The 17188-nt window shown below is 61.6% G+C and carries 14 protein-coding genes and 3 pseudogenes; 13 read left to right on the plus strand and 4 right to left on the minus strand.

Annotated features, from left to right (window positions below; all coding sequences use genetic code 11):
• The 4 genes from prpF to FAZ95_RS28615 all read left to right on the plus strand — a co-directional run bounded on the left by prpF (position 1) and on the right by FAZ95_RS28615 (position 3891).
• The gene (gene prpF, locus FAZ95_RS28595; protein ID WP_137335827.1) at positions 1-1176 is read left to right on the plus strand and encodes a 2-methylaconitate cis-trans isomerase PrpF; all 1176 of its coding nucleotides are present in this window, start codon (positions 1-3) and stop codon (positions 1174-1176) included.
• Between the two features lie 63 nt (positions 1177-1239).
• A complete protein-coding gene (locus FAZ95_RS28600) occupies positions 1240-2244 on the plus strand; it encodes an ABC transporter substrate-binding protein (protein ID WP_137335828.1) in 1005 nt (334 codons plus the stop codon).
• 14 nt (positions 2245-2258) lie between these two features.
• Positions 2259-2996, plus strand: coding sequence for an ABC transporter substrate-binding protein (locus FAZ95_RS28605; RefSeq protein ID WP_137335829.1), 738 nt, complete (start codon positions 2259-2261; stop codon positions 2994-2996).
• A 280-nt stretch (positions 2997-3276) separates the two neighbouring features.
• Entirely contained in the window at positions 3277-3891 is a 615-nt protein-coding gene (locus tag FAZ95_RS28615; RefSeq protein ID WP_137335830.1) for a dioxygenase family protein, read from the plus strand.
• 42 nt (positions 3892-3933) lie between these two features.
• Here the strand turns inward: FAZ95_RS28615 and FAZ95_RS28620 are convergent, their stop codons facing one another.
• Positions 3934-4185, minus strand: a complete 252-nt coding sequence (locus FAZ95_RS28620; RefSeq protein ID WP_137335831.1) for a transcriptional regulator — start codon at positions 4183-4185, stop codon at positions 3934-3936.
• A 573-nt stretch (positions 4186-4758) separates the two neighbouring features.
• Between FAZ95_RS28620 and FAZ95_RS28625 the strand changes: the two are divergent.
• Positions 4759-4913: pseudogene (locus tag FAZ95_RS28625) on the plus strand (transposase domain-containing protein); the annotation flags it as partial.
• A gap of 48 nt (positions 4914-4961) precedes the next feature.
• Here FAZ95_RS28625 and FAZ95_RS28630 read toward each other — a convergent pair.
• Positions 4962-6395: pseudogene (locus FAZ95_RS28630) on the minus strand (FAD-binding protein); the annotation flags it as partial.
• A gap of 651 nt (positions 6396-7046) precedes the next feature.
• Between FAZ95_RS28630 and hmpA the strand changes: the two are divergent.
• The 6 genes from hmpA to FAZ95_RS28660 all read left to right on the plus strand — a co-directional run bounded on the left by hmpA (position 7047) and on the right by FAZ95_RS28660 (position 13378).
• Positions 7047-8258, plus strand: a complete 1212-nt coding sequence (hmpA, locus tag FAZ95_RS28635; RefSeq protein WP_137337647.1) for an NO-inducible flavohemoprotein — start codon at positions 7047-7049, stop codon at positions 8256-8258.
• 153 nt (positions 8259-8411) lie between these two features.
• A complete protein-coding gene (locus FAZ95_RS28640; protein ID WP_137335833.1) occupies positions 8412-9221 on the plus strand; it encodes a helix-turn-helix transcriptional regulator in 810 nt (269 codons plus the stop codon).
• A 267-nt stretch (positions 9222-9488) separates the two neighbouring features.
• Positions 9489-10850 carry an MFS transporter gene (locus FAZ95_RS28645; protein WP_137335834.1) on the plus strand — a complete coding sequence of 454 codons (1362 nt, stop codon included), beginning with the start codon at positions 9489-9491 and terminating at the stop codon, positions 10848-10850.
• Positions 10851-10862: 12 nt separating this feature from the next.
• Positions 10863-12596 (plus strand): FAD-dependent oxidoreductase, encoded by a 1734-nt coding sequence (locus FAZ95_RS28650; RefSeq protein WP_137335835.1) that lies wholly within the window; start codon positions 10863-10865, stop codon positions 12594-12596.
• Positions 12593-12787: a hypothetical protein gene (locus FAZ95_RS28655; protein WP_137335836.1), complete on the plus strand. Its 195-nt coding sequence runs from the start codon at positions 12593-12595 to the stop codon at positions 12785-12787. The genes FAZ95_RS28650 and FAZ95_RS28655 overlap by 4 nt, the downstream gene beginning before the upstream one ends.
• 336 nt (positions 12788-13123) lie before the next feature.
• Positions 13124-13378 carry a DUF3079 domain-containing protein gene (locus FAZ95_RS28660; protein WP_137335837.1) on the plus strand — a complete coding sequence of 85 codons (255 nt, stop codon included), beginning with the start codon at positions 13124-13126 and terminating at the stop codon, positions 13376-13378.
• 358 nt (positions 13379-13736) lie between these two features.
• Here FAZ95_RS28660 and FAZ95_RS28665 read toward each other — a convergent pair.
• Positions 13737-14210: pseudogene (locus FAZ95_RS28665) on the minus strand (helix-turn-helix transcriptional regulator); the annotation flags it as partial.
• A gap of 231 nt (positions 14211-14441) precedes the next feature.
• Between FAZ95_RS28665 and FAZ95_RS28675 the strand changes: the two are divergent.
• Positions 14442-14813, plus strand: a complete 372-nt coding sequence (locus FAZ95_RS28675) for a YciI family protein (RefSeq protein ID WP_137335838.1) — start codon at positions 14442-14444, stop codon at positions 14811-14813.
• A complete protein-coding gene (locus FAZ95_RS28680; protein ID WP_137335839.1) occupies positions 14810-16078 on the plus strand; it encodes an RNA polymerase sigma factor in 1269 nt (422 codons plus the stop codon). Before FAZ95_RS28675 ends, FAZ95_RS28680 begins: the two co-directional genes overlap by 4 nt.
• A gap of 163 nt (positions 16079-16241) precedes the next feature.
• Here FAZ95_RS28680 and FAZ95_RS28685 read toward each other — a convergent pair whose 3' ends face one another.
• Positions 16242-17135 carry a pirin family protein gene (locus FAZ95_RS28685; RefSeq protein WP_137335840.1) on the minus strand — a complete coding sequence of 298 codons (894 nt, stop codon included), beginning with the start codon at positions 17133-17135 and terminating at the stop codon, positions 16242-16244.
• Positions 17136-17188 lie beyond the last annotated feature (53 nt).

Consider the following 17188-nt stretch of genomic DNA (forward strand, 5'->3'; position numbering starts at 1 on the left):
GTGGCTCAAACCAGAATTCCAGCCATCTATATGCGCGGTGGCACCAGCAAGGGGGTGTTCTTTCGGGCCGATAGTTTGCCGTTGGATCCAGCAGAGCGAGACCGGATTCTACTGCGCGTCATCGGCAGTCCCGATCCCTATGAGAAGCAGACGGATGGCATGGGCGGCGCGACTTCCAGTACGAGCAAGGTCGTGCTCGTGGGGCCTTCCTCTCGCCCGGACTGCGATGTCGATTATCTGTTCGGTGCGGTCTCAATCGACAAGCCGGTGATCGACTGGTCCGGCAACTGCGGGAATCTGACCTCGGCCGTGGGTCCATTCGCCATTGCACAGGGTTTCGTCAACGCACCTGCGGATGGCAGCGCGACCGTGCGCATCTGGCAGGCGAACATCAGCGCAAGAATCATCGCGCACGTGCCCATGAAAAATGGCCAGGTCGAGGAGGAGGGTGACTTCGAGCTCGACGGTGTAACGTTCCCGGCCGCCGAAATCCGCATCGAATTCCTTGATCCCGGTGGCAGCGAGGAGGGCGACAAACTCTCGGGCGGCATGTTTCCGACCGGGAATGTCGTCGACGCCATCGACGTTCCAGGCTACGGGACTTACCGGCTCACGCTGATCAATGCGGGCAATCCCGCAATCTTCATCAACGCTGAGGGTCTTGGATTGAAGGGCAACGAGATGCAACGCGACATCAACGACGATGCCGCACTACTCGCGCGATGCGAAGCCATCCGTGCACATGCTGCCGTGAAAATGGGGCTGGCGGCGACTCCGCAGGAGGTGACCGAGTTGCGCCCACATACGCCGAAGCTGGCCTTCGTCGCATTGCCACGTGCCTACACCGCGTCCAGCGGCAAGCGGGTCGAACCAGCAATGGTGGATATCAACGCACGAATCTTGTCGATGGGGAAGCTGCATCACGCCATGACCGGCACTGGCGCGGTGGCCATTGCCGTTGCGGCAGCGATACCCGGCACGGTCGTGAACGCACTTATGGCGGCGACCCGGGCGGAACAGGTACGGTTCGGCCATCCGTCGGGCGTGATGGCGGTAGGTGCAGAAGCGGAACAATGCAACGGCACGTGGGTGGTCAGCAAGGCAATCATGAGCCGGAGCGCCCGCCACCTGATGGAAGGCCATGTGCTGGTGCCGCCCCCGCCGGCCCACAACTAATCCCGCTGGAACCAGTAGAGCGCAACATCCGGTTGCTGAATTCACTATAAGGAGGAGACGTTTATGACTTCCCCGCTTCGCCGTCTTGCGATGCTCGCTGCAGTGTCGAGCGTTTTCTGCGCATGTGTCGCCCATGCGGACGAAAAGATCACGATCATCGTCGGTGGTATCAACAAGCTGATCTATCTGCCGCCGAAGCTTGCGGAAAGCCTGGGCTATTTCAAGGATGAGGGTCTGGATGTCGAACTGCAGTCCCAGCAGTCCGGTGTCGACGCTGAAAACGAACTGCTCGCAGGGGCCGCTCAGGCAGTCGTCGGCTACTATGATCATTCGATCGATCTGCAGGCGAAGGGCAAGGACGTAGAAAGCATCGTTCTTTTCGGCCTTGTGCCCGGCAGCATGGAAATGGTTCGCGCCGACGCTGCGAGTCAGATCCGGAACATGGGCGATATCAAGGGGAAAACGCTCGGGGTCACGGGGCTGGGTTCCTCATCCACATTCCTTGGGCAATACCTCGCTTCGCGATATGGACTGAAGACGAGCGATTACTCGATGCTGCCGGTCGGCGCTGGAAACAGCCTGATAGCCGCGTTTCGCCAGAAGCGCGTCGATGTGGCGTGGACGACAGAACCCACGACATCATTGTTGCGTACAAGTGGAGATGCGAAGGTTCTCGTTGACCTGAACAGCGTCGAAGGAACCCGGGCCGCGCTAGGCGGCCTGTATCCGGCGTCAAGTCTTTATGTGCAGCGTACCTGGGCGCAGTCACACAAAACAGAAGCCGGCAAACTCGCCAAGGCCTTTGTCAGGACATTGCGATTCATTCAGACGCACCCGGCAGAAGAAATCGCAGCGAAGATGCCGGCGGATTACTACGGCGGAAACAAGGCCCTTTACGTGCAGGCGTTGAAGGCTTCTCTGCGTATGTACTCGCCGGATGGCAAGATGCCGCCGGGAGGGCCGGAAACGGTCCTGAAAGTTATGGGCGAATTCAACCCCAATATCAAGGGAAAGCATATCTACCTGTCGAACACCTACACGAACGAGTTCGTTGATCAGGTCAAATAGGGGAGCCGGCTTCGATGGAACTGAATGATGCAATCGTCTCGGCACTTGTGCCCACTGGTACGCTGCGTGTAACGATCAATCTGGGTAATCCCATTCTCGCGAACACGGATCAAGCCACGGGAAAACCATTCGGAGTATCAGTCGATCTCGCGACTGAACTGGCTGAGCGCCTGAGGGTGCCTGTTGAGTTTCTTGTAGTCAATGCGGCGGCTAAAGCCGTCGATGCAGTGACAAATGGCCGTGCAGACCTCGGCTTCTTCGCGATCGATCCTGTCCGTGGCGCAGGTATCGCCTTCACTTCGCCGTATGTATTGATCGAAGGTTGTTATCTGGTCAGGCAGGAGTCACCGATTACCGACAACAGCCAGGTAGACGAATCGCACAATCGCGTGGCGGTCGGCGGCGGCAGCGCGTACGACCTTTTTTTGAGCCGGGAGCTTACGCGAGCGGACATCGTTCGTGTCGCGACGTCGCCGGCCGTGGTCGATACGTTTGTCGAGCAGGGCCTCGAGGTTGCTGCCGGGGTGAAACAGCAACTGCTCTCTGATGCCAGGCGACACACAGGGCTGCGCCTTCTAGAAGACCCGTTTATGGTGATTCAACAGGCTATGGGTGTCGCGAAAGTGCGGGGTGATGCCGCGACGCAACTGCTGGAAGCGTTCGTCGACGAACTGAAAACATCAGGTCACATTTCCGGTCTATTGGCGCGGCACTACGTACACGGTGCTACGGTGGCGCCCCCTGCAAAGTGAGGCTGGACTTACAGATACGCGAAGAAATGCGGAAAGGGCGTGCGTCTGCTATGAGGCGACAATCAGCCGTTCCCGAACCGTGGTCGAATGACTTGGAGGGGTTGCGGATTCAACCGGTCGCGACCTCGCGGCCGCCTCACCCGACCTGAAGTTTCGGCTTACCATGGTTGGCACTGATGCAGGCTCTGGTAACTTCGACGGGACCCGCATCGACGCCCATCGACTCCGCAGCGCGGATCGCGCGGCGGGATGATCGAGCGCGAAACAAGGAGGGTCCACGATGCGCGCACGAAGTGTGAGCCAGGGGCGGCGCGATTTTCTTCGCGGGTCGGGTGCGGTGCCATTCACGTTGCTGCTGTTGGCGCTCGGAAAAACCGACGAAGGCCGGGCCGACGCAATTTCGCCGACGCCCGCCTGCGACGACGGTCACGGACCGACGCCGCGGCAGACGGCAGGCCCGTTCTTCCTGCCGCACTCGCCGCAACGCGCGTCGCTGCTCGAACCGGGGATCAATGGAGCGAAGATCGTCCTGACCGGGCAGGTGCTGTCGACGCGATGCAGGGCGGTGTCCGGGGCTTTGCTCGATTTCTGGCACGCTAATGACGCCGGAGAATACGACGTCGAGGGATTCCGGCTGCGCGGTCATCAATTCGCCGACAGCGAGGGACACTATCGCCTCGAGACCATCGTGCCGGGTCTATATCCGGGACGCACGCGACACTTCCATGTGACGGTGCAAGCGCCGAACGGGCCCACCCTCACGACCCAACTTTACTTTCCGGGCGAGCAGCGCAACGCTCGCGATTTCCTGTTTGATCGCCGACTGCTGATGACGATGGACGACCACGGCGGGCGCAAGGCAGCCCGGTTCGATTTCGTGCTCGCGTTTGCGTAGCGCAAGTCACGGATTTCGATAGCGCCCGGGATTTCATTCCGGTCAGCCGAAGACGCCCGCGTCGAGATCTCTCGTGAAATGCTGTAGCCAATCGCTTTCGTCGCATAACGGGTATTCCTTCGTAACGTGCGTCGATAGCCTCGTTATGCAGACATAGCCCTGCATACCGCAGTTCTCGTCACTCTTGGGGTCTGTCGTGTCGGTTTCCCGAAGATCGAAATCTCCTTCTGCCAAACCGTTGCGCTGCAGCGTCGCGAGAAAATCTTTGTGTTCATCTGGTTCGATCAGGCGCATGTTCGTCCCCCGATGTGTTCAACGGAGATATCGTCAACCGATGCCAGTATGCTCTCGGCCGCCGCTTTCGGAGCGAGCCGGGCCGACTCGGTCTCATCAAACGCGCCGTCGTTGTATAGCCTTGAGCTAGGCGGGGGCGCTCCCCAGCGTTGTGACGTAGACCGTATCGAATCTGCCAGTCTTCCAGCAGTAATTCTGTCAACTCGCCGCGGGAACGCACGCCCATCCCCGCTCTCCGTTGCGAGACAAGGGTCTCGCGAGGCGAAATGATTCTGTCACCGGCAAATGCCAGTCCTTCAGGTTGCCGGGCCGCTGAGCGGCAACGTCTCTGAGCGGCAACGTCTCTGTGCGGCCAGAAGTGGCCGTTGGCCCGCGCTTTAGCGCCGACATTTGAACGTCGCGTCCGCACCAGACAGCGGCCATTTGCAAAAGTGAATAGCAGCGTCGTATTTCAACATTGCTCACGTGGGGTTTTGGTGCCGTCCATGTATCGAACGACAGCTCTCCGCATCAAACGTCGCCCGACCGTCCCTACACCGGCATTGCTGAGATCAGCATAAATGGCCGTATCGATTGTTCGCTGGATCGTTGCGTGCCGGACAGCGGGCCGCCGCGATCGCGAGCCTGATCCGATCAGCCAAGCTCAACGCCCACGATCCGTATGCCTACCGGAAAGACGTGCTTACCCGGTTACCAGCCGTCGAGCCGATGACATTGCTCAGCTGCTGAAAGGTGCTTGCTTCTTTGTTCGCGGATTTGAACATCGCCGGTTCCGGCGAAAGGACATAGTTTGGATCGAACTTTCTCTTGGCAGCGGACAGCCGCGACCAAACGTCCGGCCCGAAATGCGTCGCCCATTCATCCGGCGAGATGACCATTGAATATGGACCATAGCGTTTGCCGCCGACTGCAGTCATTTTTGAGAGCAGTTCGCGGTTGCTCGCGAGCATGGCCGACAGGGTTGCGTCGTCACCACCTGGCGTACTGCGAAACAACCAGATCGAAAACGCGTGCTCCTCGCTTGGCATTTTGAAGAGCGGTCGTGTGATGCGGCGAGTGTTAATTGGCCAAAAGGCAAAGAAGTTGAATCCGGCCTGCTTCGGCGACAAAACAAGAATCTCGCGGCTGAATTCTTTGGTCGCCGTTGCCGGGATCCACATGGCGATAGCCGGCGTTGGGAGTGTTCCTGTCCTCGCCAGCAGGGCTGCATAAGTTGCCATGTTACGGCCCAGGTATTGCGCATATGTCATCCGCGCAGGTGTTTTGGAGTCGAAATGCAAGCCGTTCTCCAAAGGAGCAAGATCGGCTACATCGGAAGCCGCGGAGAATTTTCCCACCTGCAGGGTAAAGCTCCACGTGCCGTCTGACTTGCGCAATGCGGTTCCATACTGGTGATCAAAACGACCGTCCTTGAGCACTTGGATCTGATCCGAAATGTACGCATCGACGTCACCATAGATCAAGTTGTCGACCTGGACATGGCTCGGTGCGGGCATGAGCGCGATTCTCGCGCGGACAATGATCGCGCACTGCCCAAGGCCTGCCAACACCATATTAAAGAGTTCGCTCTCGCGGTTCGGCGAGCAAGTTATCAGGCGCCCGTTACCTGTCACGACGTCAAGCTCCGTCACGTTGTCGACCTGGGCTCCGAAATGCTGACTCGTATTGCCCAGTCCACCGCAGCTGAGCGTTCCGCCTACCGTCAGTTGCAAACAATCCGGCATGACTCGCGGACTCAGGGCGCGGGGGAGCGCCGCATCGGCGACGCTCCCCCAACTTGCGCCCGGCTCAGCGTCAATGCTGTTCTCCTTCGGCGCATGAACAGCGTTAAGCGAACTCGAATCGATAACGATCCCTCCTTCCGCTTGCGTCTGGCCGTAGCGAGAATGACCTTGTCCCTTGGTCGCAACCTTGATCGATTGCTCGTTCGCGTACCGCACCATCTTGACTATATCCCGGGCGGAACCCGGTCTGAGTACGGCTGCCGGCACTCTGTGAAAGAGATTACCGTAGTCGGTGGCAATCTTCAGGCGCGATGGCTCGTCGAGCAGCAGTTCCCCATCCAATTGCGGAACGTGCTGGAAGTCTGGTGACGTATCGGCAAGCGCTTTCGTGATCCACGAGCGCGTCGAAGGATTGAAACCAACGACCGTCGCTGCGCCAGCGGCCACCGTCAATTTCAGGAAGGTGCGGCGAACGAAAGTGGCCATGGTTTCAGCCCTTTGCAGATGTTTAAAGCTTGCTTGGCGGTCGCGTGATGGACGGCACCTGGCGGGCGCACCAGTTCATCACTGCCAACGGCGCCGCGGGGCGAACCAAGTCGAGCGCACAATTCTTGAGGGCTTGTCTAGTCGGAGTGCTTCACCCGCACTCAATGAATTCCACGACGAACCTTGCAGCCTTGAATATAGGTGACTGAGCAGAGAGGGGTATTAAGGACTTTTCCGGATGAATTCCAGACCCACAGTGTACGAAAGCGCCTGTTCAAAATGCTTAAAGTCGGGGCGACCGCGAGCCCACAGCGGCCGGACTTCCGACCTGCAGGCAATGGCGGCTGTTCACTCGAAAGCTGCCGCTTGCCTTCGCGGACCCGCGACGGCAGAGAAGGGTCGCTGAACGAAACCGCTCGCGCGGTAGGGGGCTCCGGCCAGGCGCGGTGGTTCGTGAGGGGTCGACTGCGTCAGTCAACAGTCGGCCCAAATTTGACTCGTTAGAACAATATTTGCCGACGATCGCTCCGACGCCGACACGAGCCGCTTATCGCACGCGTACAAGCTGTGCCGAGATGGTGTCTTCAATCAAGCCGTTGTATATCCTTGAGAGAGTTGGGGCGTTTCCCATCCTTGCGAAGGAGCGAGGCCATGCTGACGCAGAGAACGAAGGACATCGTGAAGGCCACCGCGCCCGTTCTGGCCGAATATGGCTACCCCATCGTCCAGCGCTTTTACGAGCGTCTGTTCGAGGCCCATCCTGAACTGAAGAATGTGTTCAACATGGCACATCAGGACCAGGGGCAGCAACAGCAGGCGCTGGCACGTGCTGTGTATGCCTATGCGGAAAATATCGAGGACGCCGCGAGCCTGACGGCCGCGCTGAAAAACATTGCCAACAAGCACGCGAGCCTGGGTGTGCGGCCGGAGCACTATCCGATCGTCGGCGAGCACCTGCTTGGTGCGATCAAGGACGTGCTCGGGACCGCGGCGACAGAGGACATCATTTCCGCGTGGGCGCAGGCCTACGGCTACCTCGCGGATCTTCTAATGGGCATGGAAAGCGCGTTGTATGAAGGTTCCGCGGAGCGGCTCGGCGGCTGGACCGGCTGGCGCACGTTCGTCGTTCGCGAAAAGCGGCCGGAAAGCAACGTCATCACGTCCTTTGTTTTCGAACCGGCCGATGGCGGACCTGTCGCAAGCTTCGAACCTGGACAATACGTCAGCGTCGCGGTGAACGTGCCGGCTCTGGGTCTGCAGCAGATTCGGCAGTACAGCCTCTCGGATCTGCCGAACGGACGCAGCTACCGCATCTCCGTCAAGCGCGAGAGCGGCGGCGCACAGCCGCCAGGCTATGTCTCCTGCCTCCTGCACGATCACGTCGATGTCGGAGACGAGGTCAGACTGGCCGCGCCATATGGCACCTTCCATATCGATGTGAACGCCAGCACGCCGCTCGTGCTGATCAGCGGCGGCGTGGGGCTCACGCCGATGATCAGCATGCTCAAGAAGGCGATACAGGATCCTCAGAGGCAGGTGGTATTCGTCCACGGTGCTCGCAACAGCGGAGTTCACGCCATGCGCGACCGGCTGCGCGAGACAGCTGCGGCGCATGCCAATTTCCATGTGATGGTGTTTTACGACGAGCCACTGCCCCAGGACACGCAGGGCCGTGACTACGATCACCCTGGCTTCGTCGACGTCAACCTGATCAAGAGTTCGATCCTGTTGCCCGACGCCGATTACTACATCTGCGGTCCAATCCCCTTTATGCGCATGCAGCACGACACGCTAAAGGAACTCGGCATCCATGAAGCCCGCATTCACTACGAAGTGTTTGGCCCGGACCTGTTTGCCGAATAGGTAAGGCGGAAGCGACGACTCAACGGACATTCATCGGATCAATCGACAACATATCGATTCGAGCCGGACATATTCGATTCAGGACGCCCCTGATTTCGGGGCCGCCTTCCGAAAGACTACAATCGACCAAGTTCTTTCTCGTTTGCCCCCACGATGCGCACCTGGCGTCTCGACCGTCCCAACCCTGCAGAGCGTCTGGATCTTTCCAGGGCGACGGGCCTTGTCGCGGCAATCGGCGCAGACGACACGAACGCTTTCGCGGCTGAAGTGCTGAAGACGCTGAGCGATATTCCAGCGATATCACAATGCACCGTATTCGCCTACGAGTTCGGAAACCGTCCACGCACCATGTCGGTCGCTGACCACCGCGGCGGTCGATATCTTCGCGACGTCGCGGACACCTACACGCGCCATTACTACGCACTCGACGGCAATCAGACGATCATTTCCGCGGCCGCTCACAACCGGCATTCGCGCGGCTTGCTATTGCACCAGCAAACAGGGGAGGACATCGCACACGAGGCGTATCGTGCGGTCTGCTATCGCGATCCGGACGTATCGGATCGCCTGTCCCTGCTGCTGCAGCCGAACGACGACATCTGGCTCTCGGTCAACCTGTATCGTGACCGCAGTGGCGGCCGTTTCCAGCCTCGCGAAATTGCGGTGGTCGAAGCGTTCGGGCCGCTCATCGCGCAGGCGGCAAAGCATCATTACGCGCTGGCAGGGCAGATCCAGATGGGTATCCCGCAACTGATGCTCGCGCGGGTGAGGCACGCATGCCCCGAGCTTTCCAAACGCGAGCTCGACGTCCTGCGCGGGGTGCTTGAAGGCTGCACGGCGCATGAAATCGGCGAACTGATCGGGGTAAAGACATCAAGCGTCGTAACGTACCAAAAGCGCGCCTACCGGCGGCTTGGCATTTCGAGCCAGCGCGAGCTATTCGCGCTGTGCCTGAAGTCCTGATGCGCCGGGGTGCCGCGTCCCCGACAGTAGTGCTCGTTCCCATCGGCGGCTGTTCCATGAGCGCATCGGTCGGCGCGCTCGAATCCGGCTACGGGTTTCTCCTCATCGGAGCGCCACCGGCGGTTGTACCCGAAATGAGGACAGCGTCCCACCCCTGAGCCGCGATACTCCAGTCACCGCTGCACTCCTGCCAGCGGACCATTCAATAGACGCGTTTCGCACCGTGCCGCATGCCCGGTCAGCGCGCACCGACTGGAGACAATCCGCATGGAAACCACCCCGTTGGCCGACCACGGCCTGCCGCGCGAGGCGCTCGCGGATGCGAGCCGTGAGCAGCCGGTCATCGCCAAAGTCTCGCGGCATCTGTTGTGGTTCCTTTTCATTCTGTTCTTCGTCTCATTCCTCGACCGGATCAACATCGGCTTCGCGGGACTGACGATGATGAAGGACCTGAGGCTGACTGGCGTGCAGTTCGGCCTCGCGACCACACTCTTTTACGTGGCCTACATTGCGTGCGGCGTGCCGGGCAATCTGATACTGGCGCGCGTCGGCGCTCGCAGGTGGATAGGCTCGATCATGATCGCGTGGGGACTCGCGTCGTCGGCCACGATGTTCGCCACGAGCCCCGGCACTCTCTATGCGCTGCGTGTACTGGTTGGCATCACGGAGGCAGGATTTCTGCCGGGCATTCTGCTTTATCTGACGTACTGGTTTCCCGCGGCCTGGCGGGCGCGTGCGAATGCACTCTTCATGATCGCGATGCCCGTCACCGCCGCCCTCGGCTCCGCACTCTCCGGCTATGTCCTCGCGCTGGACGGTATGCTCGGCCTGAAAGGCTGGCAGTGGCTGTTCATGCTCGAAGGGATGCCCGCGGCGCTGCTTGGGCTTGCCGTCTTCGCACGGCTCGATGACCGGCCCGAGCACGCAGCATGGCTTACCGAGAACGAGAAGAAGACGCTAGTGCGCATCGTCGCCGCTGAGCATCGCACAGATGCGGCACCTGCGAGCGGCCGCGTGTCCGGAAGCGAACAAGCCATATGGCGCGAGCTCGTATCGCCGACCGTGCTCAGGTTTTCGCTTGCTTACTTCTGCCTGGTCAACACTCTCGCGATGGTCGCGGTGTGGACGCCACTGATTGTCAAGAGCTTCAGCGTCGGCGCGAGCAACCGGACGATCGGCTTGATGGCGGCGGTTCCCCAGATCTGCACGATCGTGGCGATGATCGGCTGGGGCAGACGTTCGGACCGCCGCGGCGAGCGCAAGTGGCACCTGATACTGCCGATGCTTTTTGCGGCGCTTGGCTGGCTGTGCACCGCGTGGTCCGTTCAACCGATGATCCAGTTGCTTGGCATATGCGCGGCGTCCGCTGGAGCCTACACGGCGATGTCGATCTTCTGGACCACGCCTGATCACACGCTCAGCTTTCGCGCACGGGCAGTAGGCATCGCGACGATCAACGCGGTCGGCAACCTGGGCTCGGCCCTGAACCCTCTCGTGGTCGGCTGGCTCAAGGATGTGACACACGGCTTCACTTCGGGGTTGCTGTATGCCGCGGCGTTACTCCTGGTCGGCGCATTCATTGCGACCGCGCTGCCGCTTCGGCCCGGTGCAGTGCATCCGAATTCGTAACAGGAGCAAACGATGGCAGTTGAATTCAGCTCATACCCGTTTTCGGCGCAACGTTATGAAGCACAGTTGCCCGCGCGCAATGTCAACGTGGACGTCAAACGGCATCCCGTAGCGATCGTCGGCGGCGGACCGGTGGGACTCGCGCTCGCCCTGGGACTCGCGAACTACGGCGTTGCTTGCGTGGTGATCGAGGCGGACGATTCGGTTTGCCATGGCAGCCGCGCGATCTGCATTTCGCGCCGAAGCCTCGAGATCATCGAGCGGCTCGGAGCTCTCGAGGGTTTCATGAAGACCGGCTTGCCGTGGACCGGAGGCCGCAGCTTCTACCGCGCCGGCGAGGTTCTGCATTTCCAAATGCCTCAGGACGAGAACCAGAAGCTGCCGCCGATGGTGAATCTCGCGCAGTACCACATCGAGCAGTTTTTGCTGGACGCTGCACGGCGCCGTGCCGACCTGATCGATATCCGCTGGCAGACCCGGGTCACGGCCCTCGAATCGCACACGAATGGGGCCAGGCTTTCAGTGAGCACGCCCGCGGGCGACTATGCGCTCGACGCCGACTGGATCGTCGCCTGCGACGGCGGACGCAGTACGATTCGCGAAGCACTTGGCCTGCAACTTCAGGGCACGAGCTACGAGGGCCGCTACGTGATCGTCGACATCAAACTGGAAAGCGACCGGCCCGCCGAGCGTCTCGCATACTTCGATCCGCCATCGAACCCCGGCTCCACGGTGCTAGTGCACAAGCAGCCTGATAACGTGTGGCGCATCGACTATCAGCTGCGCGATGGCGAAGACGCGGAAGCTGCCGTCAAACCCGAGAACGTGATGCCGCGGGTGCAGAGTCTGCTCGACATGATGGGCGAACGGGGCCCCTGGTCGCCGATCTGGATTACCTTGTACAAGGCCCATGCGCTCACGCTCGAGCGTTACCGCCATGGCCGGGCGCTGTTCGCCGGCGATGCCGCACATCTGGTGCCGATCTTCGGCGTGCGCGGCGCGAATTCGGGCATCGACGACGCGGACAATCTCGCCTGGAAGCTCGCGTTCGTGAGTCGTGGCCTCGCGTCCGAAGCGCTGCTCGACAGTTATTCCGACGAGCGCGTGTACGCGGCCCGCGAAAACTTGAGCTATGGAACGAAGAGCACCGAGTTCATGGCGCCGCCGTCGTTCGCGTTCGAGCTCATGCGCAAGGCCGTGCTCAGCCTCGCGCTAGAGCATCCCGGAATGCGTTCGCTGATCAATCCCCGGCAGACGTCGCCGATCGCATACGGCACGTCGCCATTGAACGTAGAGGAAACCGAACCGGGCGCATTCGCCGGCGGTCCGCCCCCTGGCGCGGTGCTTGCCGAATGTCCCGTCTCCGTGGTCGAGCAAGGCCGCACGCGCTCGGGTCACCTGACAGACCTCGTCCTGCCTCGGTTCACTGCTTTCTGCTTTACGGCCGACGGGGCGATCCCCGCGGATTTGGTCACACTCGAGAAGACACTGGAGGAGCGGCAATTGCCGTTTCGTGTCATCGCGTTGAGTCCACGACGATGCGAGGGCAACGCTCATGCCGCAGTTTGGGATCATACCGGCCGGTTGTTCTCGATGTACGACGCGACACCGGGAACGGTGTACCTCGTGCGCCCTGATGGCCACGTGCTGGGACGATGGCGCGCCGCAACAGCGGCTCAGATCGACGCGGCCATGACGCACGTCCTGTGTCCAAAGGCGGGCGCAAGTCACAAGGAGTACGAATGATGAATGCCAGTGAGCTCGATGCCGTCTACACTGCGTTGTGCAAGACGATGACCCGGATCGGCGAGCCGGATGCAACGCTTTTTCTGGCCCGCTTCGCATTACTCGCGATTGACGCGCTCGACGACGCGCATAAAGCGATGAGCCTGATCGATGCGGCATGCGACGAGATGCCCGTCTGCGCGCAGGCATAGTGCTGGCCGGCGCACACGGGGGAGAGTGGCGGGGGAGTTCCTTGCGGACTCAAGCTTGATTGATTGCGGGTCCTCGATGAACTTCCGCAGCCGCAGACAGTCGTTCGCCGGCCTGGGATCCAGGGCGTCCGGACGGTGGCTTTGTCCCAGCTAGCGGCCACTCGAATTACAGTCTCCGAGTCGCGTAATTAGTCAACAGGGTCAGCCTGCTGGCCATTCACACACCGTGGAAGGTCGGCGGCTACATCTGCGTCGTTCCGACTCAGTTCTAATCCACGACAAGGGCGGGATAATGACGCTGTGCGTTGTCGAAATCGAACCGCTTGGAGAAAGCGCATGGCTAAGGTATTTCCGCTGCACCCACTGCATCCGGAGCGGATCTGCTGGGGCTGCGACCACTACTGCCCGGCCAGCGACATGCGCTGCGGCAACGGGCAGAGCCGCACGCAGCATCCGGCCGAATTGCTCGGCGACGACTGGTACGAGCAGGGTGACTGGGGGCTCGAGGTGAGCCCGGGTGATAAATGCGTCAGGCCCAACAGTGCCACCACCACCCGGGAGAGTAATGCTACGCAAGGCCTGCCGGGTTGAGGATATCCGATTCTGGCGAAACATTGACGCGGAAGAGATCACACGAACGACCGCTCTACTTTGCTGACATTCACGCACTGGCGCTTCTGAGGCGGCTACAGGTTGCTTTCTGGACATTCGGAGCTCCGCAGCCGCGAATGTCCGGTGTCACTGCCAGCGAATGCGTACTGTCGTTAAGGGTTAATCGACGCCTGCCCGCACGCGCCGCAGCACGATCGCAGCCATGTGAATAAGGGCAGGCATCGATTAACCCTTAACGACTACGGTCCCACGCTTCGATGACGGTCGTTGCGTGATGGGTCGAGGTCGCAAGAGCCGTGGACAATGTCGCGGCGGGTGTCAGGGCCGTCGTGTCTATCTACACCATGATGAATCCGTGCCGCATACCGAGCATCACCGCTTCGGTGCGATTGGTCGCACCGAGTTTGCCGAAGATGGATGAGAGGTGGAATTTCACCGTGTTGTCCGAGATGTCGAGCTGCCGCGCAATCTCCTTGTTGCCGAGTCCGTCGGCGAGCATCGCCAGCACTTCGATCTCACGCAAGGTCAAGGCTTCGAACGGTTCGCCGGATGCCATCTGGTGCGATGGCTTTCGTCCGGGGAGCAGTCTTGCGAGGATGTCGGGTGACAGCACGCAAAGGCCCGCGGCGACGGCTTCGATGTCCACGGTCATCCCGGGAATCACCCTGCCGGCACCGCGCATCAGTGCCGACGTGCAGATGCCCATGACCTGCCCGCGCATGTCTGCGAGGGCCGCCCCGGAGAAACCTGGGCGCAGACCGCCGTCCAGTCGCACGAACGCATCGAGCTGTCCACCTCTCCACGTGCGCCAAGGTTTGCGGGCAACGTTGTGACGACGGGCTCACAATGACAGAAGGACAAGGGGCGCATACCACCCAAATGGGTAGCGGGGTAGAGGCGGACTACCGGATGCGGTCGGATTCGGATGGGAAAGGAAGGCGATTTTCTTTGACGCATCCTGTCCGTCAGCATGCGACCCGCGCGTCATTGTGATGGCGGCGCGATGCCATTCGTCCGCCTCAACCCCATGACGGAGGCTCATATGCAATACCTATTGATGATCTATTCGCAAGAAAACCGGTGGAACCAGATGACCGACAGCGAGCGGCAGCAAGGGGTCGCCGCGTATCAGGCGTACTCGGAAGCGTTGACAAAGGCGGAGGCGCTGGTGGGCGGCAACCGGCTGCAGCACACGAACACGGCCACCACGGTGCGGCTCGTCGACGGCAAGCCTCAGGTGCTTGACGGACCGTATTCCGATTCGAAGGAGCAACTCGCCGGCTACTTCCTGATCGACGTGCCCAACCTGGACGCGGCGATCGCGTGGGCCTCGCGTTGTCCCGGCGCGGGGCACGGCATCATGGAAGTGCGCCCGGTCTGGACAGCTCCCTACAATGAGCCATCTGCCGCATGAGTCTGTCCGGCGGCGATCGTGACGCTGACGGCGCCGCGCGTTCGATTGCCGAGGCGGTCGCTCGCCGCAGCTACGGCAAGCTCGTCGCGCTGCTGGCGATGCGCACGCGCGACGTTGCAGCGGCCGAGGACGCGCTAGCCGACGCGTTTGCGGCCGCGCTCGCGGACTGGCCGGAGCGCGGCTGCCCCGCGAATCCCGAGGCGTGGCTGATGACGGTTGCGCGCCGCCGGGCAATCGACGGCGCGCGCCATCGCTGGGTCGGCGATGAAGTGGCGAACCAGCTCGCGATCCTCGCCGACGAGATCGACGAGCGTGAAGCAGGCGCGTTGCCCGACCGGCGTCTTGCGCTGCTGTTCGCGTGCACACACCCCGCGCTCGAGGCAGCGATTCGCACGCCGCTGATGCTGCAGGTGGTGCTGGGGCTCGAGGCGAAGACGATCGCATCCGCGTTCCTGATGTCGCCCGCCGCCATGGGCAAGCGCCTCGTGCGGGCGAAGAACAAGATCCGCGACGCGGGCATTCCGTTCAGCGTGCCCGAGCGCGAGGAGTTGCCCGGCCGTCTCGCTTCGGTGCTGGAAGCGGTCTACGCGGCCTATGCGCAAGGGTGGACTGACCCGATCGGCGGCGATACCGTGCGGCGCGATCTCGCCGGCGAGGCGCTGTTTCTTGCGCAACTGCTCGTCGAGCTGCTGCCCGATGAGCCAGAGACGCTGGGTCTGCTCGCACTGATGCTGTATGCGCAGGCGCGGCGCGATGCGCGACGCGATGCGGCCGGCGAATACGTGCCGCTGTCGGCTCAGGATCCGGCGACATGGGACGCACCGATGATCGACGCAGCCGACGCACTGCTACGGCACGCGTGCGCATTCAACGCAATCGGACGCTTTCAGCTCGAGGCCGCGCTGCAGTCTGCGCACGTGCACCGCTGCCGGACGCATCGCCCGAACTGGGACGAGATAGTGCGGCTCTACGATGCACTGCTCGCGATCGCGGCGTCGCCTGTGGTCGCAGTGAACCGCGCGATCGCGCTGGCGGAACGCGACGGCCCGCAGGTGGCACTCGACGCGCTCGCGCTGTATGCGGACGATCCGCGGCTAGCCGACTATCAGCCGTACTGGGCCGCCCGCGCCGATCTGCTCGCGCGTGCTGGCGCGACGGCCGAAGCGCTCGGCGCGTACGATCTCGCGATCGGCCTCGAGCCCGATCCGGCCGTACGCCGGTTCCTGCAGCGAAAGCGCGTGGAGCTGTCCTCTCCGAGTAGCTAGAAAGCGCCTTGCGTTTGTCACGTGAGCGAAGAGGGGAACGACTGGCTGCTCGTCGCAATTGCAGTCGCGAACGCGTCGGAGCGTGAGCGGGGTTGGGCGCTCCTGTCCCGATGTCACGTTTAGCGTGCCCGGAACAGAAGCGCTTCTGACGCATTGGCGCCACTTACTGGGTGATGGCCCGCTGGGACGTCGCAGCCAACGACCCAAAACGCCCACTGTTAAAGTCCTCTACCGCCTCGCGAATTTCTTGTTCCGTATTCATGACGAAGGGACCATACGCGGCAACGGGTTCGTCGATGGGCTCGCCGCTGATCACCAGCACGGTTGCATCGCTGATGGCATCGAGCTGAACGTCAGTGCCGTCCTGCTCGAGCAGAACCAGTTGCGCGTCGCTGACGACCCGCTCATCGCCATTGACCCGCAGCTGGCCGCGTAGCACGACGAGTGCGAGCGTCCTGCCCGCCGGCAGCGTCAACGTTGCGCTACGTCCTGCGTTGAGCCCCACATCCCAGACGTCCATCGGCGTGAAGGTATGCGCCGGCCCCGCATTGCCCGCGTAGTTGCCGGCGATCACCCGCACGCGTCCTGCGCCTGCCGGCAGGTTGACCGATGGAATCTGGCTGGCGACGATGCTTTGATAGCCGGGTGCCGTCATCTTGTCCTTCGCTGGCAGATTGACCCAGAGCTGGACCATCTCCAGCGTCCCGCCTGTCTTTGCGAACGCGCGCGAATGGAACTCCTCATGCAGGATGCCGGCGCCCGCGGTCATCCACTGCACATCGCCGGGACCGATCCGGCCGCCGCTGCCTGTCGAGTCGAGGTGCTCCAGCTCGCCCTGGTACACGATGGTCACGGTTTCGAAGCCGCGGTGCGGGTGCTGTCCGACGCCCTGACGGCGGGCTGTCGGCGCAAAGGTCTTCGGCCCCGCGTAGTCGAGCATCAGGAACGGGCTCAGGTGACGGCCCATCGTTTGATGCGAGAACAGCGTACGCACCGGAAAGCCGTCGCCGACCCAATGTGTGTTGGGATTGCTGTAAGTGCCGAGAATCTTTTTCATCGTCGAATATTCCTGTTGAAAGGCCTGCGGCCTTGTTTGCATGGATACAGAGT

The organism is Trinickia violacea, assembly GCF_005280735.1.
Taxonomy (GTDB): Bacteria; Pseudomonadota; Gammaproteobacteria; order Burkholderiales; family Burkholderiaceae; genus Trinickia_A; species Trinickia_A violacea.

Coding starts and splice junctions, on each gene's coding strand:
- FAZ95_RS28660 (WP_137335837.1), top strand. CDS start 13,124: ATGGCTAAGGTATTTCCGCTGCACCCACTGCATCCGGAGCGGATCTGC.
- FAZ95_RS28620 (WP_137335831.1), bottom strand. CDS start 4,185: ATGCGCCTGATCGAACCAGATGAACACAAAGATTTTCTCGCGACGCTG.
- FAZ95_RS28655 (WP_137335836.1), top strand. CDS start 12,593: ATGATGAATGCCAGTGAGCTCGATGCCGTCTACACTGCGTTGTGCAAG.
- FAZ95_RS28650 (WP_137335835.1), top strand. CDS start 10,863: ATGGCAGTTGAATTCAGCTCATACCCGTTTTCGGCGCAACGTTATGAA.
- FAZ95_RS28680 (WP_137335839.1), top strand. CDS start 14,810: ATGAGTCTGTCCGGCGGCGATCGTGACGCTGACGGCGCCGCGCGTTCG.
- FAZ95_RS28640 (WP_137335833.1), top strand. CDS start 8,412: ATGCGCACCTGGCGTCTCGACCGTCCCAACCCTGCAGAGCGTCTGGAT.
- FAZ95_RS28675 (WP_137335838.1), top strand. CDS start 14,442: ATGCAATACCTATTGATGATCTATTCGCAAGAAAACCGGTGGAACCAG.
- FAZ95_RS28645 (WP_137335834.1), top strand. CDS start 9,489: ATGGAAACCACCCCGTTGGCCGACCACGGCCTGCCGCGCGAGGCGCTC.
- hmpA (WP_137337647.1), top strand. CDS start 7,047: ATGCTGACGCAGAGAACGAAGGACATCGTGAAGGCCACCGCGCCCGTT.
- FAZ95_RS28615 (WP_137335830.1), top strand. CDS start 3,277: ATGCGCGCACGAAGTGTGAGCCAGGGGCGGCGCGATTTTCTTCGCGGG.
- FAZ95_RS28685 (WP_137335840.1), bottom strand. CDS start 17,135: ATGAAAAAGATTCTCGGCACTTACAGCAATCCCAACACACATTGGGTC.
- FAZ95_RS28605 (WP_137335829.1), top strand. CDS start 2,259: ATGGAACTGAATGATGCAATCGTCTCGGCACTTGTGCCCACTGGTACG.
- FAZ95_RS28600 (WP_137335828.1), top strand. CDS start 1,240: ATGACTTCCCCGCTTCGCCGTCTTGCGATGCTCGCTGCAGTGTCGAGC.